Raw genomic sequence first — 23,090 nt, forward strand, 5'->3', positions numbered from 1 at the left:
CCGCCCCTCCCCGGACTCAGCGCCGCTTCGGATCGAGCAGACCGGCCCGCCGCAGCGCCTCGGCCATCGCGTCGTTGGCGGGCGGCGGGCCCTGCCGCTGCGGCTTCTGCCCACGCTGGCCCTGGCCACCGCGCTGCCCCTGGCCACCCTGCCCCTGGCGCCGCTGCTGAGGCGGACGCCCGCCGCGCTTCGGCCGCTCCCCACCGGCCTCGCCCGAGGAACCCGACCCCGAGGAACCCGACCCCGAACCCGAGGGATTCGCCTCGTCATCGAGCCGCAGAGTCAGCGAGATCCGCTTGCGCGGGATGTCGACATCCATGACCTTCACCTTGACGATGTCGCCGGGCTTGACGACATCGCGCGGATCCTTGACGAAGTTCCTGGACATGGCCGAGACGTGCACCAGACCGTCCTGGTGGACACCGACGTCCACGAACGCCCCGAACGCGGCGACGTTCGTGACGACGCCTTCGAGCACCATCCCGGCGGCCAGGTCGGAGATCTTCTCGACGCCGTCCTTGAAGGTGGCCGTCTTGAACGCGGGACGCGGATCGCGCCCGGGCTTCTCCAACTCCTTCAGGATGTCGGTAACCGTGGGCAGCCCGAAGACGTCGTCCACGAAATCGTCCGGCTTCAGCGAGCGCAGCACAGCCGTGTTCCCGACCAGCGAGGAGACCGCGCCGCCCGCCGACTTCACCATCTTGCGCACCACCGGGTAGGCCTCCGGGTGCACGCTGGAGGCGTCCAGCGGGTCGTCGCCGCCGCGGATGCGCAGGAAGCCGGCGCACTGCTCATACGCCTTCGGGCCGAGCCGGGGCACGTCCTTGAGGCCCTTGCGGCTCTTGAACGGGCCGTTCGCGTCGCGGTGGGCAACGATGTTCTCCGCGAGGCCCGCGCCGATGCCCGAGACCCGGGCGAGCAGCGGGGCGGAGGCGGTGTTCACGTCCACTCCCACGCCGTTCACACAGTCCTCGACGACGGCGTCGAGCGAACGCGACAGCTTCACTTCCGACAGGTCGTGCTGGTACTGGCCGACGCCGATGGACTTCGGGTCGATCTTCACCAGCTCGGCGAGCGGGTCCTGGAGCCGCCGCGCGATGGAGACCGCGCCGCGGATGGACACGTCGAGATCCGGCAGCTCCTGCGAGGCGAAGGCCGATGCGGAGTACACGGAGGCGCCCGCCTCGGAGACCATCACCTTGGTGAGGTTCAGCTCCGGGTGCTTCGCGATGAGGTCGGCGGCGAGCTTGTCGGTCTCCCGCGAGGCCGTGCCGTTGCCGATGGCGATCAGGTCGACCGCGTGCTCCTTGGCGAGCCTCGCGAGCGTGGCCAGGGACTGGTCCCACTTGTTGGCCGGGACGTGCGGGTGGATCGTGTCGGTGGCGACGACCTTGCCCGTGGCGTCGACGACGGCGACCTTCACACCCGTACGGAAACCGGGGTCGAGGCCCAGCGTCGCGCGCGTGCCTGCGGGCGCCGCGAGCAGCAGGTCCCGCAGGTTCGAGGCGAAGACCCGCACCGCCTCGTCCTCGGCGGCCGTGCGCAGCCGCAGCCGCAGGTCGATGCCGAGGTGTACGAGGATGCGGGTCCGCCAGGACCAGCGCACCGTGTCCTGAAGCCACTTGTCGCCGGGACGGCCGCGGTCGGCGATGCCGAAGCGCTGGGCCACGATCCCCTCGTACGACGAAGGCACCCCCGGCGCGGCGTCGGTCTCCTCGGGCTCCAGGACGAGGTCGAGAACCTCCTCCTTCTCGCCGCGCAGCATGGCGAGGACGCGGTGCGAGGGCAGCTCCTTGAAGGGCTCGGCGAAGTCGAAGTAGTCGGCGAACTTGGCGCCCGCCTCCTCCTTGCCCTCGCGGACCTTCGCGACGAGGCGACCGCGCACCCACATGCGCTCGCGCAGCTCACCGATCAGGTCGGCGTCCTCGGAGAAGCGCTCGGCGAGGATCGCGCGCGCTCCGTCAAGGGCGGCCTGCGGGTCCGCGACGCCCTTGTCGGCATCCACGAACGCCGCGGCGGCGGCCTGCGGCTCCACTCCCGGATCGGCGAGGAGACCGTCGGCCAGCGGTTCGAGCCCCGCCTCGCGGGCGATCTGCGCCTTGGTACGCCGCTTCGGCTTGAACGGCAGGTAGATGTCCTCCAGGCGCGCCTTGGTGTCCGCCTCGCGGATCCGCGCCTCCAGCTCGTCGGTGAGCTTGCCCTGCTCACGGACCGAGTCGAGGATCGCGGCGCGCCGGTCCTCCAGCTCACGCAGGTAGCGCAGGCGCTCTTCGAGCGTGCGCAGCTGCGCGTCGTCGAGCATCTCGGTCGCTTCCTTGCGGTAGCGCGCGATGAAGGGCACCGTCGAGCCGCCGTCGAGCAGGTCGACGGCGGCCTTCACCTGCCGCTCCCGCACGCCGAGTTCCTCGGCGATCCTGCCTTCGATGGACGAGGGAGTGGACGTCGTCAAAGCTGCCACGTTCCGGTACCGCCTTCTCACTGAGGTTGCCGGGCAATTGTGGCAGGTGGCGCTGACAGTGGGTGATCAGACCCGGCGGGCGCGGCCCATGCGGCCGGAACCCCGGCCGGCGCTCCGGCCGCCCCGCCCCGCGGAACTGGACGCTCCGCCGAACAGCCGGGCCACCGCACGGAACGGCAGCGTGACGACGGTGGCGATGGCGCCGGCGATCTGACGCAGTATGTCCGCGATGGCACGGAACATGAGGATTCCCCTTTCGTCTCCCGGCGCGGCCGGGGTGGCGGCCAGGAGACGGACGGGTACCTCGCAGCCGCTGGGCCATGCCGCCGTGCCCGCAGGAGTGCGCCTCAGCCCTTGCCGACCAGATCCGCCGGAAACGCCCCGGCCCGCAGCGCCGCACCGGTGAACGCGCTCCCCAGCTCCGTCAGACGCTCGACACCAGCCGTGCCGAGGTGTGCGTAGGGTGCCCGGTCCAGACGGTCCGTCTCCGCCTCGATGTCCTTGCGCAGCGCCATGCCGGCCTCGGTCAACTCGCCGTCGGCGCCGAGCAGTCCGCGCCCGCGCAGCCGCTCCTCGGCGGCGTCCCACTCCTCCTGGGACCAGCCGCGGCTTTTCAGGACCCACTTAGGGGCGATGCCCTTGCCAGTGGCGGTGTGGGTCACCATCGCCTCCAGGCCGTCGAGTTCGGCGCCGAGCAGCACGGTCAGGTGTCCGTCGCCGCGGTGCTCGCGCAGCAGCGTCGCCGCGTGCCAGTACGCGAGGTGCGGCTCCTCGGGGACGGGCAGATCGGCGTGCGCGGAGTACAGGGGACGCGCGGTGCGTGTGCAGGCCTCGGCGGCGCGCAGCGCGAGCCCGGCGGCCTCCGCCATCTCCGGTGAGGCGACGGCCTCCTCGCCGAGCAGCCTGCGCAGCGTGGCGTCGACGGCACGCAGGCGCGCGGCGAGGACCTCCTTCGGCGCGGCGGTGCTCCACACCTCGGGGACGTGGGCCGCGACGAGCTCGTGCTTGTAGTTGTAGAAGGCGGCGGTCACGGTGCCCGCGCCGACGGCGCCCAAGGCCGCCGCGCGCACGGCGAAGTTGACGGCGCTGGGATGCGTTATCCCGAGCCCGGCCAGCTCCCGCGTCACGTCCGGCGAGAAGTAGTGCGTCGAGTGCAGGGAGTTCAGGACGTTGTGGCAGCGGCGTCCCGCGCGCGGGTGCGGCGTGGCGGCCGAGGACGAGGTCGTCGAGGGGTCCGTCGAAGAAGTCGTCGAGGAGGACGTCGAAGAGGTCATGGGGGCACGGTACCTACTGGTTGGTATGGCGCTCCTCGGTGGCCGCCGGATGGCAGGAAAGGTGGGGTACTCGTCATTGCGGCCATCCTCCCCGAGGCCAAGAATCGGGGCATGGAGCAACGAACCGTCCTGGTCGTCCTCTTCGACGACGTCCAGAGCCTCGACGTCACGGGCCCCGTGGAGGTCTTCACGGGCGCGGCGCGCTGCCTCGACGGCGCCGACGGCGGATACGTCGTCCGCACCGCCTCCCTGGACGGCGCCCCCGTGCGGACGTCCAGCGGCCTGACGCTGGTCCCGGACGGCGCGCTGCCCGCCGCCCCGGACGCCCCGGCTCCGGACACGCTGCTCGTACCCGGCGGCATGGGCACGCGTTCCCCGGACCCGGAGCTGACCGGCTGGCTGCGCGTCCACGGCCCGCGCGCCCGGCGCCTGGTATCGGTCTGCACCGGCGCCGTCCGGCTCGCGGAGGCGGGGCTCCTAGAGGGCCGCAGGGCGACGACGCACTGGGCGTACTGCGCCAAGCTCGCCGAGGACCATCCCGGCGTCGACGTCGACCCGGACCCGATCTACGTGCGAGACGGCCACGTCGCGACGTCCGCCGGGGTCACCGCGGGGATCGACCTCGCCCTGGCGCTCGTGGAGGAGGACCTGGGCCGCGCGGTGGCGCTGACCGTCGCCCGGCACCTGGTCGTCTTCCTGCGCCGCCCGGGAAACCAGGCGCAGTTCAGCGCCCAGCTCTCCGCCCAGACGGCGCGGCGCGAACCGCTGCGCGACGTCCAGCAGTGGATCACCGAGCATCCGGCGGGCGACCTGTCGGTCGACGCGCTCGCCGCGCGTGCCCGCCTCTCGCCCCGCCACTTCGCCCGCGCCTTCCAGGCCGAGACCGGCCTGACACCGGGCAAGTACGTCGAGCGCGTCCGCGTCGAACACGCCCGCAGGCTCCTGGAGGACACCTCCGACGGGGTGGAGGAGGTGTCACGCGCGTGCGGCTACGGCACACCGGAGGCCATGCGCCGCGCCTTCGTCAAGGCACTCGGCGCGGCGCCCGCGGAGTACCGCCGCCGCTTCCGCCCCGGCACGGCGCCGACCGGCACGACCACCACGTCGCCCACTCGCCCACACCCATAGGGAACGGACACACCATGCAGATAGCCATCGCCCTCTACGAACGCTTCACCGCCCTGGACGCCATCGGTCCGTACCAGACGCTGAAAGACCTCCCCGGCGCCGAGACCGTCTTCGTCGCCGAACAGACGGGCCCGGTGCGCGACGAGAGCGGCACCCTCGCGCTCGTCGCCGACAAGTCCTTCGCGGACGTCCCGCGCCCCGACATCGTGGTCGTCCCCGGCGGCCCCGGACAGAGCGACCAGATGGAGAACGATCAGCTCCTCGGCTGGCTCCGCACCGTCGACGCCACCACGACCTGGACGACCTCGGTCTGCACCGGTTCCCTGGCACTCGCCGCCGCGGGCCTCCTCACGGGCCGCCGCGCCACCTCGCACTGGCTCGCGCTGCCGATGCTGGACCGGCTGGGCGTGCGGTCCACGGGGGAGCGGGTGGTCTTCGACGGGAAGTACGTCACCGGGGCCGGTGTCTCGGCGGGCATCGACATGGGGCTCACGCTGGCCGGCAGGATCGCGGGCGACGAGCACGCGCAGAGCGTGCAGCTCCTGACCGAGTACGACCCGCAGCCGCCCTACGACGCCGGCTCCCCGGAGAAGGCCCCCGCGCACCTCGTGGCGCGCTTCCGCGACCGCAGCCGCTTCGAGCAGTAGCCGCGAAGAACCGCCTTTCGCGCCGGGCCCTTCGAGAAATAGGGTGTGGGGACACCGTGTGACCCATGAGGACATGAGGAGCCGAGGCATGCCCGGTCGCCCGAGCGCGCGTTGACGTCGTAGGCCCTGACCGGGGCCTTGACCGGCCTGTCATCGCGTGCTGCCCCTGATACGCGGCACAGCGAGCCCTTCCCCGCCCGCACCGCCCCACGCGCCTCGTGCGCGCGGGGCGGCGGGCCTCGTTCGCCTGCGTTCCCAGGGGTCCGTGTGCCGTCCGCTTCCTTCGATGAACCCGCCGCGTCCGATGGACGCGACCTGTGGCGGGACAGTGACTTCCGCCGGCTCTGGCTGGGTCAGAGCGCCTCCCAGCTGGGTGAACACGCCGGCCTGGTGATCCTGCCGCTCTACGCCGTCCTGACCCTCGACGTCGGCGCCGATCAGCTGGGCGTCCTCCGCGCCGTGGGCCAGGCGCCGATCCTGCTGCTCTCGCTCCTCGCCGGCGCGTGGGTGGACAGGTGGCGTACCCGCACCGTGATGGTGTGGGCGGACGCCGGCCGGGCCCTGGCCTTCGGCGCCGCCGCCGTGTCGGCCCTCCTCGGAGGGCTCGGCCTGCCCGCGCTCCTCGCGGTCACCTTCGCCGTCGGCGCGCTGTCCGTCTTCTTCGACGTGGCCTATCAGTCGTCGCTCGTACGGCTGGTGAGGCGCGATCAGTTGGTACGGGGCAACAGCGCCCTGGAGGGGAGCCGGTCCGCCGCACAGATCGGCGGCCCCGCCCTCGGCGGAGCCCTGGTGTCGCTCCTGTCGGTGCCGGTCGCCGCCGTCTCCGGCGCGCTGTTCTTCGCCCTGTCGTTCCTGTCGATCAGGCGGATCCGCCGTAGCGAAGAGATCCCGGAGCGGTCGGCACGTCCTGTCCGGACGGGACGGCGGATCCTTGAAGGCCTCCGCTTCGTCGCCACGAGCCCGCTGCGGACCGTGTGTCTCGCCTCGGCCGCCTTCCAGCTCTTCCTCGCGGCCATGATGACCGCCTACCTGCTTTTCCTCCCCAGGGAACTGCACCTGACGGGGACCGCCGTCGGACTCGTGCTCGCGGCGACGGGGCCGGGCGCGCTCCTCGGCTCGGTGCTGGCCGCACGCCTGCCGGGCCGGTTCGGCCACGGCCCGGTGCTCGTCACCGCGGCCGCGGTAGGCGACGGCGTGCTGCTGTGCGTGCCGGCGCTGCACGGCTCATCGGCGACGACCCTGGCCGCGCTCCTCGCGGTCAACTTCGTGTTCGGGACCTTCGGCCAGTTGGTGAACGTCACGGTGATGGCGGTGCGCCAGGCCCTCACACCGGCCGGGATGCAGGGCCGCGCGGCCGCGACGGTCACCTTCGTCGGCATGGGCATGACCCCCCTCGGCTCCCTCCTCGGCGGGTTCCTCGCGCAGGAGTGGGGGCTGCGCACCGCCCTCCTGGTGACGGCCGCGGGGATGATGCTCTCCCCGGTGCTGATGGCGGCGTCCCCGCTCGCCCGCCTGGGCCCGGTGCTCGACGACCCGTCGGACGGCGCCGAGCGCCCGGGAAAGCCCGCTCAGTCGGCCTGAACGCGCCAGGTGAAGCGGGGCTGCCTGCGCTCCAGGAAGGCGGCGACCCCCTCGGCGGTCTCGCCGCTGCCAAGCGCCTGGTCCCGCCAGTACGCCTCCCGGCCGGTGTGCCCCGCGGCGAACTCCTTGGCCGCCGCCTGCGTCAACCGGGAGCGCGACGCGAGGGTCCGGGCGAACTCCGCGACCCGCTTGTCGAGGCCGCCCGAGGGCAGCACCTCGTCCACGAGGCCGGTGCGCAGCGCGCGCTCGGCGTCGATCAACTCCCCCGAGAAAAGCAGGTACTTGGCGGTGGCCGGCCCCACCAGTGAGACGAGTCGCCGGGTGGACGACGCCGAGTAGACGATCCCGAGCTTGGCCGGAGTGATCCCGAACGAAGCGTCCTCGTCCGCGAAGCGCAGATCGCACGCCGCGGCCAGCTGGCAGCCGCCACCCACGCAGTAGCCCCGCACCGCGGCGAGCGTCGGCTTGGGGAAGGCCGCGAGCGCCTCCTCGGCCCGAACCGCCAGATCCTGCGCCGTCTGCGCCGACCCCCGCAGGGAGGAGATGTCCGCGCCCGCGCAGAAGGTGCCGCCCTCGCCGGTGAGCACGACGGTGCGTACGGTCGGATCGGCGGCCAGCTCCGCCAGCAGCGGCGGCACCCGGCGCCACATGTCCTCGGTCATGGCGTTGCGCTTGGCCGGATGGTCGATGACGACGGTGGCGACGCCGTCCGTGACGGTGTGCCTCAGCTGGGGCTCCATGCGCCGGATGCTATCCGCACCCCTCGAACGTACGATCAAGAAGGGGCGCCGAGCGATACGGAGACGCTGATGGCCAGACGCAAGGACCCCAAGTACGTGCGGCCGCGGACCACGACGGCGCAGGCCCAGGGCAAGCGTCTGAGCCGCGGCTTCGGCTGGCTCGCGGTGCTGGGCGTGGTCCTGGCGGTCGCCGGGATCATCGGCCTGGTCTACACCGGTCTCGCCACGCTGACCTCGATGCTGCTCTTCGGCTGGCTCCTGCTGGTCGGCGGCCTGGTCGGCCTGCTGCACGCCGTCCAGTCGCGGGGCAGCAACTTCTTCTGGCTGGGCGTGGTGGTCGCGGCGCTGAACCTCGCGGCGGGCGTGGTGATCATCCGCAGGCCCGAGGTGGCGGCGGAGGCGCTGACCATGTTCGCGGCGCTGCTCTTCCTCACGGGCGGGGTGTTCCGCCTGGTCGGCAGCCTGGTGGTGCGCGGCCCGCAGTTCGGCTGGACGCTGGTGCAGGGCGCCTTCGGCCTGCTGCTCGGCATCCTCGTCCTCGCCGAATGGCCCAGCAGCAGCCAGTACGTCATCGGCTGCTTCTTCTCCCTGGCGCTGCTCTTCGACGGCCTGGGACTGATCGCCACCGGCATCGGGGGCCGCGGGATCGTCAGCCTCGTACAACCTGAAGAAACCGTGAAGGGCGAACAAGGGGGACAGGATCAGTCGTACGACTGACGCTGGCATACGCCCCCGATCAAATCGCGTCGATAATCGCTGACTTCTGGTCAGTAGCGCGGTCCGAACCAGTGCGTTCCCAACACTCGATGTGTGGTGACAATCGAGCGCGAGGGCGGCGACCGGACGATGGAGAACGACGGGAGGGGGCCGGGCCCACTTCCCAGCGGTGACGCACGGGTGCCGTACGAAGGGGTGTGGCGCTTCACCGCCCCCTCCGTCGACGCCTCCGTCCCCCAGGCACGGCACGCGGTGCGCGACCTGCTGGCCCGGCAGGGCGTACCGGCATCGGACGAGCTGATCCAGGGGCTACTGCTCATCGTCTCGGAGCTGGTCACCAACGTGGTGCGCCACGCTGCCCTGCTCTCGCCGATGCTCGCGGTGGAGGTCGCGGTCGGCGCCGAATGGGTGCGGGTCTCCGTCGAGGACAACCACCCCTACCGCCCGACGGCCCTGGAGGCGGACCACGGGCAGACGGGCGGCCGTGGACTCCTCCTCGTCCGCGAGATCACGCGGGAGGCGGGCGGCGCCTGCGAGGTCGAGCACACCGCGAGCGGGGGCAAGGTCATCTGGGCGGCCCTGCCCCTGAAACCGTGCCCCTGAAGTCCGGCGGCTACCAGCCCGCGGAGGGGCCCGTCAGCTCCCTGATGGCGGGCCGCGCCGCGTCGAGCACGGTCATGAACCACGCGGAGAACGGCCCCTTCTCGTGCCGGGCCGCCAGCTCCTCGGCCGTCACGAACGCGGTCTCACCGACCTCGGAGGGGTCCGGGCGCAGCGGCGACTGGACCATCCCCACGAAGAGGTGGTTGTACTCCTGCTCCACCAGGCCCGAGTCCGGGTCGGGGTGGTTGTAGCGCACGGTGCCCGCCTCGGCGAGCAGCGACGGCGACACCCCCAGCTCCTCGTACGTGCGCCGGGCGGCCGCGGCGAAGGGCGCCTCGCCCGGGTAGGGGTGGCCGCAGCAGGTGTTCGACCAGACGCCGGGGGAGTGGTACTTGCCGAGGGCGCGCTGCTGGAGCAGCAGCCGCCCCCGCTCGTCGAAGAGGAAAACGGAGAACGCCCGGTGCAACTGCCCGGGCGCCTGATGAGCGGAGAGTTTCTCCGCCGTGCCGATCGTCCTGCCGTCCTCGTCGACGAGTTCGAGCAAGATCGCTTCTCCGGTGCCGTTCGACGAGCTGTTCGCCGCGGTGGCAGGTGTGATCGGCATACCCATCCTTCGCTTCGGTCTTCGAGCCTCAAGTCTGCCGTACGTTCCGGACACTCCAGGCACTCCGGGGACCGCATGTCCCGGCGCGCACCAGCGCGCCGGGACATGCGGCCGGACACCGCCCGTGAGGGCGCCCGGAGGGGTCTCAGACCCCGAAAGCGGCCGGATACTTGATCGTGCCCTGTGGCAGCGGCGCGGAATCACCGGGCTCGTTCAGGACAAGGGCCATCATGGCCCCGTCGGGAACCTCGAACCCTGGCCTGATCCCGTATCCCGAAGCGGGCTCGAAACCGAACCTCGGGTAGTACGCCGGATGCCCCAGTACGAGGACCAGCCGCTCCCCACGCGCGCGTGCCGCGTCCAGCACCGCACGGACGACGGCCGATCCTGCCCCCGTCCGCTGATGCTCCGGGCGCACGGCGACGGGCGCGAGGGCCAGCGCGGGCGCCCCGCCCACCCGGCAGCGGGTGAGCAGCGCGTACGCGGCGACCGAGCCGTCCGGCGCCTCGGCGACGTACGACAGACCGGGGAGCCAGGCCTCCGGGTCCGCGCGCAGCGCCTCCACGAGGTCGGCCTCCGCCCCGGTCTCGAACGCCGCGCCGTTCACGGCGTGCACGGCGGCCGCGTCGGCGGCGCTCTCCGGCCGGGTCGGCCAGGAGCCGGACGCGACGGGACGCAGGACGTAGCCGGTGTAACCGAACTCCGTCCCGTGCTCACGCCGCATCGCGATCTCCTCGCGCGTGGCGGCGAGCGCCTCGGCCATACCGGGCGAGCCGGGGTCCGCGGCGTCCGCGCGGGCGGCCAGCGGACCGTAGTACTCGTCCCAGTCCGACTCGGGCTGCTGGTGCGTCCCGAGCACGGAGTACCCGGCGGCGGTGGCGGCGCGGGCATTCTCCTCGCCGGTACGCAGCGTGTAGTGCCGCTCCCAGAAGGCGCGCGCGGCGGCGGACGGCTCGGCGGCCGTCCACTCGCACTCGGTGACGACGAGCGTCCCGCCGGGTGCGAGCAGCCTGCGCCAGGCACGCAGCGCGTTGTCGAAGCCGATGCTGTAGGCCGAGCTCTCGGCCCACACGAGGTCGAACGACCCGTCGGGGTAGGGGAGTTCGGCCATGTCGGCCTTGACGGCGGTGATCGAGCCGGCGAGCCCGCGCGCCCGCGCGGAAGCCCGGAGCTCGTCGAGGAACGGCTCGTGCAGATCGACGGCGGTCACCTCGGCACCCGCTTCGGCGGCGAGCAGGAGCGCGGCCCGGCCGGGCCCGCAGCCCAGATCCAGCACGCGCGGGCGCTCCGGCAGCGTCCCCGCGAGGGAGAGCAGCCGCCGGGTGGTGTCGTCGGAGCCCGGGCCCTGCCGCGGCAGGCCGTGGTGCAGGGCGAAGAAGGCGTCGGTGATCTCAGTGATGGAAGCGTTGTCGGTCAACGTCGGAACCCTTGGGTGAGGGGCCCGCGGACGTGCGAGAAACGTCAGGCGCGAGCCCGGGAAGCGGGGATGCACTGTCGCCGCGCAGGGCGGCGTCGGCCGCGACAGACATCGACCCACCTCCTCGGATCCCAAAGTTCGGACGAATATAGCACCGCCGGTCGCGCCGTTCAGTGACAGAGCTTCGACTCGTGCTCCGCGTGACCGCTCGGTTCCAGCTGGAAGGTGCAGTGCTCCACGTCGAAGTGGTCGCCCAGGCAGCCCTGGAGTTCGTGGAGCATCTTCTCGTGGCCGATGGAGTCGAGGGTGTCGGAGCCCACGACGACATGCGCGGAGAGCACGGGCATGCCCGAGGTGATCGTCCAGGCGTGCAGGTCGTGGACGTCCTCGACGCCCGGCAGGTCGAGTATGTGGGCTCGCACCTCGGCCATGTCGACGCCCTTGGGGGCCGACTCCAGGAGGACGTTCAGGGTCTCCTTCAGGAGCTTGACGGTGCGCGGGACGATCATGACGCCGATGACGAGCGAGGCGATGGGGTCCGCCGCCTGCCAGCCGGTGAGCATGATGACGGTCGCCGAGACGATGACCGTGACGGAGCCGAGGGTGTCCGCCACGACCTCCAGGAAGGCGCCGCGCACATTGAGGCTCTCCTTCTGGCCGCGCATCAGCAGGGACAGCGAGATCATGTTCGCGACCAGACCGAACGCGCCGAAGAAGACGGCGAGGCCGCCCTGGGTCTCGGCGGGCGTGATGAACCGCTCGATGGCCTCGTACAGGACGTAGCCGCCCACGCCGAGCAGCAGCAGACAGTTGGCGAGCGCGGCGAGTATCTCGGCGCGGGCGTAGCCGAAGGTGCGGCTCTCGGTGGGCGGTCTGTTCGCGAAGTGGATGGCGAGCAGGGCCATGCCGAGCCCCAGCGCGTCGGTCGCCATGTGCGTGGCGTCCGCGATGAGCGCGAGCGAATCCGCCATGAGGCCGCCCACGATCTGGGCGAACATCACGATGACCGTGATGGCCAGCGCTATCCGGAGCCGCCCCTTGTGGGCCTGGGCCGCCGTCCCCGTCGCCGCCCCGTGTGTGTGTCCGTGATCGTGCCCAGCCCCCATGGAGCCCGCCTCCCGTGTCGGTCGTCGGTCTGCTGTTCGGTCGTCGCGCGACCACAGTGAACTACGGGTGGGGGGTATCTGGCAACGCGGCACTGAACACCGTTGTCATCTCCCTGACCTGCGAAAATGGCAACGATTGCCGTCTGGGGAAGGGGTGCAGGTCAGGGCTCCCCGATGATCGGATGATCAGTCGCGAGGGGCCGGAGCGTGGTGCAGGCACCAGCCCGCCCACGCCGACTCGACCATCTCGCGCACCCCGCGCCGAGCCGTCCAGCCCAGCTCCTCGGCGGCCCGCCGCACGTCGGCCACGGCCCGCGGCGCGTCACCGGCGCGCACCGGCTCCACCAGCGCCGGCCGACGGTCACCGCTCACCTCGCCGATGAGATCGATCAGTTCGCGTACGGAAACGCCTTCGCCGCGGCCGATGTTCACCGTCAGGTCGCCCGTGGCACCGCCCGTGAGCCGCCGGGCCGCCGCCAGGTGCGCCTCCGCGAGGTCGGACACATGGATGTAGTCGCGTACGCACGTCCCGTCCGGCGTCGGATGGGTGTCGCCGAAGATGCGCGGCGGTTCGTCACGGGTGAGACGGTCGAAGACCATCGGGATCACGTTGTGGACCCCCGTGTCCGCGAGTTCGGGGGCCGCGGCGCCCGCCACGTTGAAGTAGCGCAGGCACACCGTCCCGATGCCGTGCGCCCGCCCGGCCGCCCGCACCAGCCACTCCCCGGCGAGCTTCGTCTCGCCGTAGGGACTGACGGGCGCGCAGGGCGTGTCCTCCCCGATGAGATCCACGTCCGGCGGGTTGCCGTACACCGCGGCCGACGAGGAGAACACGAACCGCCGCACCCCCGCCTCGGCCACCACCTCCAGCACCGCCGCCAGGCCGCCCACGTTCTCCCGGTAGTAGCGCAGCGGCTGGGCCATGGACTCCGCGACCTGCTTCCGGGCCGCGAGATGCACCACACCCGTGACGCCGTGCTCGGCGAGGACGCGGCGCAACAGCTCGGCGTCGAGTGCCGAACCCCTGATGAGGGGGACGTCCGGGGGCAGCCGCCGGGGCACTCCCGAGGAGATGTCGTCCAGGACGACGACGTCCTCCCCGGCGCCGGCCATGACGCGCGCCACATGTGCCCCGATATATCCGGCCCCGCCGGTGATCAGCCAAGTCATGGGCGCCCACCCTAAGCGAACGCTATGGGGGCAAGCCGGGCGCGATCCGGGCACGGTTTGGAGGGGCGGCCCCCCATCCACCATGATGATCGCGAAGGCCGAGGCCCTCGCAGGCCGCCCTTATCGGGGCGTGAACGGGTGGTGAACGCCCGCTTCTCATCATCCGATAGCCTCTGCCGACGTGCCGCCCGGCCGCTGTGGCCAGGGGCGCCCCCCTTACGCACGTGCCCGGCGCGAGCCGCGCCGGGAATCAAGGAGTGAGTTCGTCTGTCGACCGCCATCCTCACCGGTCAGCCGGTCCCCGGGTCGCCGCTCGAAGGCGATCTGCGGTCCCTCGGCTTCGACGTGCGGGTCGCCTCCAACGCGGCGGACGTCGAGACGCTGCTCGCCGCCTTGCCGGGTGACCAGCGGGTCGCCATCGTCGACGCGCGCTTCGTCGGTCACGTCCACGCCCTGCGCCTCGGCCTGACCGACCCCCGCTTCGCCGCCTCCGCGGTGCCCGGCGCCGTCACCGCCAAGCCGGAGGCGCGCACGGCCCTCACCCACGCGCTGCGGACGAGCGCCGAGGCCACCGCCTCGCTCCCGGACTCCCTCGCCGAGGCCATGGAGTCCGGCGCGACGGACGTGCACCGCCCCGAGCTCGGCACCCTCGTGGCCACCGTCCCCACCGACCCGCAGACCCGCAACGAAGCGCGCCAGGCCGTCGCCACCGTCGATGACGAGGCCGTCCGCCTGCGCACCGCGGTCAAGTCGCGGGACGGCTTCTTCACGACGTACTGCATCTCCCCGTACTCCCGCTACATCGCCCGATGGTGCGCCCGCCGGGGCCTGACCCCGAACCAGGTCACCACCGCCTCGCTGCTCACCGCCCTGATCGCGGCGGGCTGCGCGGCCACCGGGACGCGCGGCGGCTTCGTCGCGGCCGGTCTGCTGCTGATCTTCTCCTTCGTCCTTGACTGCACGGACGGACAGCTCGCCCGCTACTCCCTCCAGTACTCCACGCTCGGCGCCTGGCTCGACGCGACGTTCGACCGCGCCAAGGAGTACGCCTATTACGCGGGCCTCGCGCTCGGCGCCGCCCGCGGCGGAGACGACGTATGGGCGCTGGCGCTCGGCGCGATGGTGCTCCAGACCTGTCGGCACGTCGTCGACTTCTCCTTCAACGAGGCGAATCACGACGCCACCGCCAACACCAGCCCCACCGCGGCCCTCTCCGACAAGCTCGACAGCGTCGGGTGGACGGTGTGGGTGCGCCGGATGATCGTGCTGCCCATCGGCGAGCGCTGGGCGCTGATCGCCGTGCTCACCGCGGTCGCCACCCCCCGCGTCACCCTCGTCGTCCTGCTCGTCGGCTGCGCGCTCGCCGCCTGCTACACCACGGCAGGCCGCGTCCTGCGCTCGCTGACCCGCAAGGCCACCCGCACCGACCGCGCCGCCGCAGCCCTGGCGGACCTCGCCGACAACGGCCCGCAGGCCTCGGCGTTCGCCGCGCTCAAGCCCGGGGCCTGGCTGCGCGCCGCCCCCGTGCTCGCCTTCGCCGGCGGCGCCGCGCTCGTCGGCACGGCGCTGAGCAATCCCTACGGCAGCCCTGTGGTCGTGGCCGCCGCCGCGCTGTACATCGCCCTGTCGGGCCTCGCCCTGGCCATGCCCCTCAAGGCCCCCCTGGACTGGCTGGTCCCGCCGTTCTTCCGCGCCGCCGAGTACGGCACGATCCTCGTCCTGGCGGCCAAAGCGGACGTGAACGGGGCGCTTCCGGCGGCTTTCGGACTGGTGGCCGCGGTCGCCTACCATCACTACGACACGGTGTACCGCATCAAGGGCGGTACCGGCGCGCCGCCGGCCTGGCTGGTGCGCGCGATCGGCGGCCAGGAGGGCAGGACCCTCGTGGTCGCGCTGGCAGCGGCCCTGCTGTCCGCCACAGATTTCACCGTCGCGCTCACGGCACTCGCCGTGGCCGTGGCACTCGTGGTGCTCGTCGAGAGCATCCACTTCTGGGTGACCGCTCACAAGCGCGGCGCACCCGCCGTACACGATGAAGGAGAACCCGCATGATCGGCCTCGTGCTGGCGGCCGGCGCCGGACGGCGTCTTCGCCCTTACACGGACACCCTGCCCAAGGCCCTGGTGCCCGTCGACGGCGACACGACCATCCTCGACCTGACGCTCGGCAACTTCGCGGAGATCGGTCTGACCGAGGTCGCGATCATCGTCGGCTACAAGAAGGAGGCCGTCTACGAGCGCAAGGCGGCCCTGGAGGCGAAGTACGGCCTCAAGCTGACGCTGATCGACAACGACAAGGCCGAGGAGTGGAACAACGCCTACTCCCTGTGGTGCGGCCGTGACGCCATCAAGCACGACGTGATCCTCGCCAACGGCGACACCGTGCATCCCGTCTCCGTCGAGAAGACGCTGCTCGCCGCCCGCGGCAACGGCCAGAAGATCATCCTCGCCCTCGACACGGTGAAGCAGCTCGCCGACGAGGAGATGAAGGTCATCGTCGACGACGCCAAGGGCGTCCAGCGCATCACCAAGCTGATGGACCCCTCCGAGGCCACCGGTGAGTACATCGGCGTCACCCTCATCGAGGGCTCCGCCGCCGACGAGCTGGCCGACGCGCTGAAGACCACCTTCGAGCGGGACCCCGACCTCTACTACGAGGACGGCTACCAGGAGCTCGTCAACCGCGGCTTCAAGGTCGACGTGGCCCCGATCGGCGACGTCAAGTGGGTCGAGATCGACAACCACGACGACCTCGCCAAGGGCCGGGAGATCGCGTGCCAGTACTGACGAGGCTCATCCCCTCGCCGGTCGTCGTCGACATCCGGCCGGGGGCGCTCAACGACCTGGCCGGGGTCCTCGCCGACCAGCGGATCTGCTCGTCGACCGGCAAGCTCGCCATCGCCATCAGCGGTGGCTCCGGTGCGGTCCTGCGCGACCGCCTCATGCCGTCGCTGCCCGGCGCCGAGTGGTTCGAGGTCGGCGGCGGCACCCTCGATGACGCCATCAAGCTCGCCGACGCCATGAAGAAGGGCCGCTACGACGCGGTCGTCGGCCTCGGCGGCGGCAAGATCATCGACTGCGCCAAGTTCGCCGCGGCGCGCGTGGGCCTGCCGCTGGTCGCCGTCGCGACGAACCTGTCGCACGACGGCCTCTGCTCGCCCGTCGCGACACTCGACAACGACGCGGGCCGCGGCTCGTACGGTGTGCCGAACCCCATCGCGGTCGTCATCGACCTCGATGTGATCCGTGAGGCACCCGTCCGCTTCGTCCGCTCCGGCATCGGCGACGCCCTCTCCAACATCTCGGCGATCCGGGACTGGGAGCTGGCCGCCCGCGAGCGCGGCGAGGACATAGACGGCCTGGCGGCCGCCATGGCCCGCCAGGCAGGCGAGGCCGTGCTGCGCCACCCCGGTGGTGTCGGCGACGACGGCTTCCTCCAGGTACTCGCCGAAGGCCTGGTCCTCACCGGCATCGCGATGTCCGTGTCGGGCGACTCCCGCCCGGCGTCCGGCGCCTGCCACGAGATCAACCACGCCTTCGACCTCCTCTACCCCAAGCGCGCCGCCAGCCACGGCGAGCAGTGCGGCCTCGGCGCTGCCTTCGCGATGCACCTGCGCGGTGCCCGCGAGGAGTCCGCGTACATGGCCTCGGTGCTGCGCCGCCACGGCCTGCCCGTGCTGCCGGAGGAGATCGGCTTCACCGTGGAGGAGTTCGTGAAGGTCGTGGAGTTCGCTCCGCAGACCCGTCCGGGCCGCTACACGATCCTGGAACACCTCGACCTGTCCACCGACCAGATCAGGGACGCATACGCCGACTATGCAAAAGCCATCGGTAGCTGAGCTCCGCCCGGTCGTTCACCCCCCGGGGGTGAAGGACCGGCGCAGCGGCGAACACTGGGCCGGCCGGCTCTACATGCGCGAGGTCTCCCTGCGCATCGACCGGCACCTGGTGAACACGCGGGTCACGCCCAACCAGCTGACCTACGTGATGACCGTCGCCGGCGCCCTCGCCGCCCCTGCCCTGCTGGTGCCGGGGATCACGGGCGCCGTGCTCGGCGTGCTCGCGGTCCAGCTCTACCTGCTGCTCGACTGCGTGGACGGTGAGATCGCCCGCTGGAAGAAGCAGTACTCGATGGCGGGCGTCTACCTCGACCGGGTCGCCGCCTACCTGTGCGACGCCGCGGTCCTGGTCGGCTTCGGCCTGCGCGCCGCCGACCTGTGGGGCAGCGGCCGCATCGACTGGCTGTGGGCCTTCCTCGGCACCCTGGCCGCCCTCGGCGCGATCCTGATCAAGGCCGAGACCGACCTCGTCGGTGTCGCCCGCCACCAGACGGGCAAGGAACCGGTCAAGGAGTCGGCGTCCGAGCCGCGCTCCTCCGGGATGGCGCTGGCCCGCAAGGCCGCCGCCGCGCTGAAGTTCCACCGGCTGATCCTCGGCGTCGAGGCGTCCCTGCTGATCCTGGTCCTCGCGATCGTGGACCAGGCCCGCGGCGACCTGTTCTTCTCGCGCGTCGGGGTCGCGGTCCTCGCGGGCATCGCGATGCTCCAGACCCTGCTCCACCTCGTGTCCATCCTCGTATCGAGCAGGTTGAAGTGAACACCCCGGCACAAGAGCTGACCGTCGGCGCCGTCATCATCACGATGGGCAACCGGCCGCAGGAGCTGCGCGCCCTCCTCGACTCGGTCGCCAAGCAGGACGGCGAGCGGGTCGAGGTGGTCGTGGTCGGCAACGGCGCCCCGGTGCCGGACGTCCCCGAAGGCGTCCGCACCGTCGAACTCCCCGAGAACCTCGGCATCCCCGGCGGCCGCAACGTCGGCATCGAGGCCTTCGGTCCCGGCGGCACCGACGTCGACATCCTGCTCTTCCTGGACGACGACGGCCTGCTGGCCCACACGGACACGGCCCAGCTGTGCCGCGAGGCCTTCGCCGCCGACCCGGAGCTCGGCATCATCAGCTTCCGCATCGCCGACCCGGACACAGGCGTCACCCAGCGGCGCCACGTGCCGCGGCTGCGGGCCTCCGACCCGATGCGCTCCTCACGCGTCACGACCTTCCTCGGCGGCGCCAACGCGGTGCGTACGAAGGTCATCGCCGAGGTCGGCCCGCTGCCCGGCGAGTTCTTCTACGCCCACGAGGAGACCGACCTCGCCTGGCGCGCGCTGAACGCCGGCTGGATGATCGACTACCGGTCCGACATGGTGCTCCTGCACCCGACGACCGCCCCCTCCCGGCACGCGGTCTACCACCGCATGGTGGCCCGCAACCGCGTCTGGCTGGCCCGCCGCAACCTCCCCGCCCTCCTGGTCCCGGTCTACCTGGGCGTCTGGCTGCTGCTCACCCTCGCCCGACGCCCCTCGGGCCCGGCCCTGAAGGCCTGGTTCGGCGGCTTCAAGGAGGGCTGGACGACGCCGTGCGGCCCGCGTACTCCCATGAAGTGGCGTACGGTGTGGCGGCTGACGCGACTGGGCCGACCTCCTGTCATCTGACAAGCTCGGATCTGAGAGCATCTGGGCCATACCCCGGTCCCTGGCCCATGCCTACGCCCGACCGGCTGCGCATCTGAAGACGAAAGTTTCCACTCGTGAGTGAGACAACGCATGACGGCGGAGTCGCGGTGACAGCATCCCCGTCGACACCGCCGCCCGATGACGGGCTCTCCCGCGCCGAACTCGCCGCCAAGTACGGTCTGACCGTCAGCGGCGCACGGCCCGGACTTTTCGAGTACGTCCGCCAGCTCTGGGGACGGCGCCACTTCATCCTCGCCTTCTCCCAGGCGAAGCTGACCGCGCAGTACAGCCAGGCGAAGCTCGGCCAGCTGTGGCAGGTCGCGACGCCGCTCCTGAACGCGCTCGTCTACTTCCTGATCTTCGGCCTGATCCTGGAGGCCGACCGGGGCTTCGAGCGCCACGTCTACATCCCGTTCCTCGTCACGGGCGTCTTCGTCTTCACCTTCACGCAGAGCTCGGTGATGGCGGGCGTCCGGTCGATCTCGGGCAACCTCGGCCTGGTGCGCGCGCTGCACTTCCCGCGCGCCTCGCTGCCGGTCTCGTTCTCGCTCCAGCAGCTCCAGCAGCTGCTGTTCTCGATGATCGTGCTGTTCGTCATCACGATCGGCTTCGGCCACTATCCCCGGCTGTCGTGGCTGCTGATCATCCCGGTCCTGGCGCTGCAGTTCCTCTTCAACACCGGCCTCGCGATGATCATGGCCAGGCTGGGCAGCAAGACCCCCGACCTCGCGCAGCTGATGCCTTTCGTGATGCGTACGTGGATGTACGCGTCCGGCGTGATGTTCTCCATCCCCGTCATGCTGGAGGGCAAGCCCGCCTGGATCGCGGACGTGCTCCAGTGGAACCCGGCGGCCATCTACATGGACCTGATGCGCTTCGCGCTCATCGACGGCTACGGCAACGACTACCTGCCCAACCACGTCTGGGCGGTCGCACTCGGCTGGGCCGTGCTGCTCGCCGTCGGCGGCTTCGTGTACTTCTGGAAGGCTGAGGAGCGGTACGGCCGTGGCTGACGACAAGAGCACCGACAAGAGTGCCGCGGACAGCGCCGGCAAGAACTTCGGCAAGGGGCACATCCCCACCGTCATCGCCGACGAGCTGCACATCGTCTACCGCGTCAACGGCGCGAAGACGGGCAAGGGCAGCGCCACCTCCGCGCTGAGCCGCATCCTCCGGCGCGGCGAGGAGCGCGGCGTCCGCAAGGTGCACGCCGTGCGCGGCGTCAGCTTCACCGCCTACCGCGGCGAGGCCATCGGCCTGATCGGTTCGAACGGCTCGGGCAAGTCCACCCTGCTGCGCGCCATCGCGGGCCTGCTCCCCGCCGAGCAGGGCAAGGTCTACACCGACGGCCAGCCCTCCCTGCTCGGTGTGAACGCGGCCCTGATGAACGACCTGACGGGTGAGCGCAACGTCATCCTCGGCGGACTCGCGATGGGCATGTCCCGCGAGCAGATCAAGGAGCGCTACCAGGAGATCGTCGACTTCTCAGGGATCAACGAGAAGGGCGACTTCATCACCCTGCCGATGCGGACCTACTCCTCCGGTATGGCGGCCCGCCTGCGGTTCTCCATCGCGGCGGCCAAGGACCACGACGTCCTGATGATCGACGAGGCCCTGGCCACCGGCGACCGCAAGTTCCAGAAGCGCTCCGAGGCCCGCATTCGGGAGCTGCGCAAGGAGGCCGGCACGGTCTTCCTCGTCAGCCACAACAACAAGTCCATCCGTGACACCTGCGACCGCGTGCTCTGGCTGGAGCGCGGCGAGCTGCGCATGGACGGCCCGACCGACGAGGTCATCAAGGAGTACGAGAAGTTCACGGGCAAGTAGTCCGTTTGCGCCATCGCTGACGTACTCGTTCGGCGGCAGGGCCCCGCAGGGATCTTCCCGGCGGGGCCCTGCCGTGTCTCCGGTCCCGCCGCGCCCCACCCGGCTCCCAACTCGTCGGCGTACGGGGAAGGTTGACGCCAATCGGTGTGTTGTTGTGATGTGCCGAACACCCCGACGATGCGTGCGGGGTTGTACAACGTAAGCTGTACCGGTGCTGATTCGCGGCAAGTGGGGCGATATCGCGCGGCGCCCCCGGCCGGGCCACGGCCCGCCTCGGCCAGGGCTGGGCGGCGTGTCCGAAATAGGATGTATTGGGTCGGCAGTGTAGAACGGGAGATGTGACGGCAATGGCTACGGATGATCTCCAGTTCCGCGATGCGTCCGCCGTCCTCGACAAGGCCGCGCACGAGAACTTCCCCGTGGCCCCTTTTTTCCTGCCCCGGGCCTGGCGCGAGGAGCTCATGGCCGTCTACGGCGTCGTGCGGCTCATCGACGACATCGGCGACGGCGACCTCGCTCCCGGAGCCGGTCACGCCCGCTGCCTCGGTGTGGACCCGGCCGACGCCCGCGACCCGCTGCGGATGCTCGACGCCGTCGAGGCCGACCTGGGCACGGTCTTCGAGGGCGGCGTCGCGGGCCATCCGCTGGTGCGGGCGCTGGGACCGGCGGCCGAGCGCGGTGTCCTCACCCCCGGCCCCTTCCTCGACCTGATCGCGGCCAACCGCCAGGACCAGCACGTCTCCCGCTACGAGACGTACGACGACCTCGTGGCGTACTGCGCGCTCTCGGCGAACCCCATCGGCCGCCTGGTCCTCGCCATCACCGGCACCGAGACCCCCGAACGCCTCCGCCGCTCGGACGCCGTCTGCACCGGCCTCCAGATCGTCGAGCACATCCAGGACGTCGCCGAGGACCTGCGACGCGACCGCATCTACCTGCCCATCGAGGACATGTCGCTCTTCCACGTCAGCGAGGCCGACCTGGCCGCGCCCACAGCAGGCGCATCGGTGCGCGCACTGGTCGCGTACGAAACGGAACGCGCCCGCGGCCTCCTGAATGAAGGCACCCCCCTGGTGGGTAGCGTCCACGGCAGGCTGAAGCTGCTGCTGGTCGGTTTCGTGGCAGGGGGGAGGGCGGCGATCCAGGCGATCTCCGCCGCCGGACACGACGTACTTCCCGGTCCGCCCAAGCCCACCAGGCCCCGCCTGTTGCGCGAGGCGGGGGCGGTTCTGCGAGGAGAGGGGTGAGCCGGGAGGTGGAGCCGGACCAGCACGTGTCCGCGCCGGTACTCGCCGCGTACAGCTACTGCGAGACCGTCACCGGACAGCAGGCGCGGAACTTCGCGTACGGCATCAGGCTGCTGCCGGCGCCCAAGCGGCGCGCCATGTCCGCGCTGTACGCCCTCTCCCGCCGCGTCGACGACATCGGCGACGGAGCGCTCCCGCCGCAGGTCAAGGCGGAGCGGCTCGACGACACGCGCCGACTCCTCGCCCGGATCCGCGAGGGCGCCGTGGGCGAGGACGACACCGACCCGGTGGCGGTCGCCCTCGTGCACGCCGCCACGCACTTCCCCATCCCGATGGGCGGCCTCGACGAACTCATCGACGGTGTCCTGATGGACGTACGCGGCGAGACGTACGAGACCTGGGAGGACCTGAAGGCGTACTGCCGCTGCGTCGCCGGAGCGATCGGGCGGCTCTCCCTCGGCGTGTTCGGTACGGAACGGGGGGCGCTCCATGCCGAGCGCGCGCCGGAGTATGCCGACACGCTCGGCCTCGCGCTCCAACTCACCAACATCCTCCGGGACGTTCGCGAGGACGCCGAGGGCGGGCGGACCTATCTGCCTGCCGAGGACCTCGCGAAATTCGGCTGCTCCGCCGGGTTCTCCGGCTCCGAGCCGCCCGCCGGATCCGACTTCGCGGGCCTCGTCCACTTCGAGGTCCGCCGCGCCCGCGCCCTGTTCGCCGAGGGCTACCGGCTGCTTCCCATGCTGGACCGGCGCAGCGGTGCCTGCGTCGCCGCCATGGCCGGCATCTACCGCCGCCTCCTCGACCGCATCGAGCGGGAACCGGAGGCCGTCCTGCGCGGCCGCGTCTCACTGCCGGGCCACGAGAAGGCGTACGTCGCCGTGCGCGGCCTGTCCGGTCTCGACGCGCGGAACGTCTCACGGCAGACCGTCAGGAGGCGTGCGTGATGCGTGACCGGAGTGGTCGCGGGGGAGCAAGGACGGCCCTCGCGAACCGATGGGCAACCCTCCGCTCCAAGGTCGCGTCCCTGACTGCAACGGCCGAAAAGGAGGGTGCGTGAAGAGC

21 protein-coding genes and 1 pseudogene are annotated in these 23,090 nt (G+C 71.5%); 14 read left to right on the forward strand and 8 right to left on the reverse strand.

Going from position 1 to position 23,090, the window contains the following annotated elements; translation table 11 throughout:
* Nucleotides 1-16 precede the first annotated feature (16 nt).
* The 3 genes and pseudogenes from ACF062_RS11965 to ACF062_RS11975 all read right to left on the reverse strand — a co-directional run bounded on the left by ACF062_RS11965 (nt 17) and on the right by ACF062_RS11975 (nt 3,732).
* Nucleotides 17-2,458 carry a Tex family protein gene (locus tag ACF062_RS11965; RefSeq protein ID WP_392137601.1) on the reverse strand — a complete coding sequence of 814 codons (2,442 nt, stop codon included), beginning with the start codon at nt 2,456-2,458 and terminating at the stop codon, nt 17-19.
* Between the two features lie 111 nt (nt 2,459-2,569).
* Nucleotides 2,570-2,701: pseudogene (locus tag ACF062_RS11970) on the reverse strand (LPFR motif small protein); the annotation flags it as partial.
* 104 nt (nt 2,702-2,805) lie between these two features.
* Nucleotides 2,806-3,732, reverse strand: coding sequence for a hypothetical protein (locus ACF062_RS11975; protein WP_392137602.1), 927 nt, complete (start codon nt 3,730-3,732; stop codon nt 2,806-2,808).
* Nucleotides 3,733-3,843: 111 nt separating this feature from the next.
* Between ACF062_RS11975 and ACF062_RS11980 the strand changes: the two genes are divergently transcribed.
* The 3 genes from ACF062_RS11980 (at nt 3,844) to ACF062_RS11990 (ending at nt 7,088) form a co-directional block, all read left to right on the forward strand.
* Nucleotides 3,844-4,860 carry a GlxA family transcriptional regulator gene (locus ACF062_RS11980; protein WP_392137603.1) on the forward strand — a complete coding sequence of 339 codons (1,017 nt, stop codon included), beginning with the start codon at nt 3,844-3,846 and terminating at the stop codon, nt 4,858-4,860.
* A gap of 14 nt (nt 4,861-4,874) precedes the next feature.
* On the forward strand, nt 4,875-5,507 hold the full coding sequence (locus ACF062_RS11985) for a DJ-1/PfpI family protein (RefSeq protein WP_392137604.1): 633 nt from the start codon (nt 4,875-4,877) through the stop codon (nt 5,505-5,507).
* A gap of 267 nt (nt 5,508-5,774) precedes the next feature.
* Complete coding sequence (locus ACF062_RS11990; RefSeq protein WP_392137605.1) at nt 5,775-7,088, forward strand: MFS transporter; 1,314 nt, start codon at nt 5,775-5,777, stop codon at nt 7,086-7,088.
* On the opposite strand, the gene ACF062_RS11995 is transcribed toward ACF062_RS11990, so the two are convergent.
* Nucleotides 7,076-7,828, reverse strand: a complete 753-nt coding sequence (locus ACF062_RS11995; RefSeq protein WP_392137606.1) for an enoyl-CoA hydratase/isomerase family protein — start codon at nt 7,826-7,828, stop codon at nt 7,076-7,078. The two genes, ACF062_RS11990 and ACF062_RS11995, sit on opposite strands and share 13 nt — an antisense overlap.
* 69 nt (nt 7,829-7,897) lie before the next feature.
* On the opposite strand from ACF062_RS11995, the gene ACF062_RS12000 reads away from it, so the two are divergent.
* Together ACF062_RS12000 and ACF062_RS12005 are read left to right on the forward strand one after the other, a co-directional pair.
* Nucleotides 7,898-8,545, forward strand: coding sequence for an HdeD family acid-resistance protein (locus tag ACF062_RS12000; RefSeq protein WP_392137607.1), 648 nt, complete (start codon nt 7,898-7,900; stop codon nt 8,543-8,545).
* 129 nt (nt 8,546-8,674) lie between these two features.
* Nucleotides 8,675-9,148, forward strand: a complete 474-nt coding sequence (locus ACF062_RS12005) for an ATP-binding protein (protein WP_320591872.1) — start codon at nt 8,675-8,677, stop codon at nt 9,146-9,148.
* A gap of 10 nt (nt 9,149-9,158) precedes the next feature.
* On the opposite strand, the gene idi is transcribed toward ACF062_RS12005, so the two are convergent.
* From idi to galE, 4 genes are all read right to left on the reverse strand, one after another.
* Entirely contained in the window at nt 9,159-9,752 is a 594-nt protein-coding gene (idi, locus tag ACF062_RS12010) for an isopentenyl-diphosphate Delta-isomerase (protein ID WP_392137608.1), read from the reverse strand.
* Nucleotides 9,753-9,897: 145 nt separating this feature from the next.
* Nucleotides 9,898-11,169 (reverse strand): GNAT family N-acetyltransferase, encoded by a 1,272-nt coding sequence (locus ACF062_RS12015; protein WP_392137609.1) that lies wholly within the window; start codon nt 11,167-11,169, stop codon nt 9,898-9,900.
* Nucleotides 11,170-11,339: 170 nt separating this feature from the next.
* A complete protein-coding gene (locus tag ACF062_RS12020) occupies nt 11,340-12,275 on the reverse strand; it encodes a cation diffusion facilitator family transporter (protein WP_392137610.1) in 936 nt (311 codons plus the stop codon).
* Nucleotides 12,276-12,461: 186 nt separating this feature from the next.
* A complete protein-coding gene (gene galE, locus ACF062_RS12025) occupies nt 12,462-13,445 on the reverse strand; it encodes a UDP-glucose 4-epimerase GalE (protein ID WP_392137611.1) in 984 nt (327 codons plus the stop codon).
* A gap of 267 nt (nt 13,446-13,712) precedes the next feature.
* Here galE and ACF062_RS12030 point away from each other — a divergent pair, with 267 nt between their 5' ends.
* The 9 genes from ACF062_RS12030 (at nt 13,713) to hpnD (ending at nt 22,972) form a co-directional block, all read left to right on the forward strand.
* Nucleotides 13,713-15,497, forward strand: a complete 1,785-nt coding sequence (locus ACF062_RS12030; RefSeq protein WP_392137723.1) for a DUF5941 domain-containing protein — start codon at nt 13,713-13,715, stop codon at nt 15,495-15,497.
* Nucleotides 15,494-16,231 (forward strand): sugar phosphate nucleotidyltransferase, encoded by a 738-nt coding sequence (locus ACF062_RS12035; protein ID WP_127909537.1) that lies wholly within the window; start codon nt 15,494-15,496, stop codon nt 16,229-16,231. The genes ACF062_RS12030 and ACF062_RS12035 overlap by 4 nt, the downstream gene beginning before the upstream one ends.
* Nucleotides 16,219-17,283: an iron-containing alcohol dehydrogenase family protein gene (locus tag ACF062_RS12040; RefSeq protein ID WP_392137612.1), complete on the forward strand. Its 1,065-nt coding sequence runs from the start codon at nt 16,219-16,221 to the stop codon at nt 17,281-17,283. The genes ACF062_RS12035 and ACF062_RS12040 overlap by 13 nt, the downstream gene beginning before the upstream one ends.
* Nucleotides 17,261-18,040 (forward strand): CDP-alcohol phosphatidyltransferase family protein, encoded by a 780-nt coding sequence (locus tag ACF062_RS12045; protein ID WP_223778111.1) that lies wholly within the window; start codon nt 17,261-17,263, stop codon nt 18,038-18,040. The genes ACF062_RS12040 and ACF062_RS12045 overlap by 23 nt, the downstream gene beginning before the upstream one ends.
* 44 nt (nt 18,041-18,084) lie before the next feature.
* A complete protein-coding gene (locus tag ACF062_RS12050) occupies nt 18,085-18,930 on the forward strand; it encodes a glycosyltransferase family 2 protein (protein ID WP_223779302.1) in 846 nt (281 codons plus the stop codon).
* Between the two features lie 95 nt (nt 18,931-19,025).
* Complete coding sequence (locus ACF062_RS12055; protein WP_392137613.1) at nt 19,026-19,964, forward strand: ABC transporter permease; 939 nt, start codon at nt 19,026-19,028, stop codon at nt 19,962-19,964.
* A gap of 61 nt (nt 19,965-20,025) precedes the next feature.
* A complete protein-coding gene (locus ACF062_RS12060; RefSeq protein WP_223779303.1) occupies nt 20,026-20,778 on the forward strand; it encodes an ABC transporter ATP-binding protein in 753 nt (250 codons plus the stop codon).
* Between the two features lie 347 nt (nt 20,779-21,125).
* Complete coding sequence (gene hpnC, locus ACF062_RS12065; RefSeq protein ID WP_392137614.1) at nt 21,126-22,025, forward strand: squalene synthase HpnC; 900 nt, start codon at nt 21,126-21,128, stop codon at nt 22,023-22,025.
* Nucleotides 22,022-22,972 carry a presqualene diphosphate synthase HpnD gene (hpnD, locus tag ACF062_RS12070; RefSeq protein WP_392137615.1) on the forward strand — a complete coding sequence of 317 codons (951 nt, stop codon included), beginning with the start codon at nt 22,022-22,024 and terminating at the stop codon, nt 22,970-22,972. Before hpnC ends, hpnD begins: the two co-directional genes overlap by 4 nt.
* Nucleotides 22,973-23,090 lie beyond the last annotated feature (118 nt).

The organism is Streptomyces sp. NPDC015345, assembly GCF_043078805.1.
GTDB lineage: Bacteria > Actinomycetota > Actinomycetes > Streptomycetales > Streptomycetaceae > Streptomyces.